This is a genomic window from Cellulomonas sp. GbtcB1 (assembly GCF_019091725.1).
Taxonomy (GTDB): domain Bacteria; phylum Actinomycetota; class Actinomycetes; order Actinomycetales; family Cellulomonadaceae; genus Cellulomonas.
Genome location: NZ_JAGXJG010000540.1, coordinates 1 through 238, shown reverse-complemented (window position 1 = coordinate 238; position 238 = coordinate 1). Strand labels below are relative to the sequence as shown.

The 238-nt window shown below is 76.1% G+C and carries 1 pseudogene; it reads right to left on the bottom strand.

The window, feature by feature from the left end:
- Nucleotides 1-238: pseudogene (locus tag KVT14_RS21310) on the bottom strand (hypothetical protein); the annotation flags it as partial.

The window sequence follows — 238 nt, the reverse complement described above, 5'->3', positions numbered from 1 at the left end:
TCGACCAGCCGCGCGACGACCGCGCCCAGCGCGATGGCCAGGACGGAGTGTACCGACCGCCGCGTCGGATTTCGTCCCGTCACCGAGGTGGCGATGACCGCGCCCAGCGGGGCGGAGTACGGGTAGTCGCTCCACGGGCCGGGAACGAACCGCACGAGGACCCACGCGATCACCGCCGCACCCGTCGTGCGGACGCCGCGGGTGGGCCACGGCCGGGCGGCGAGGAACCGCGGGGCCG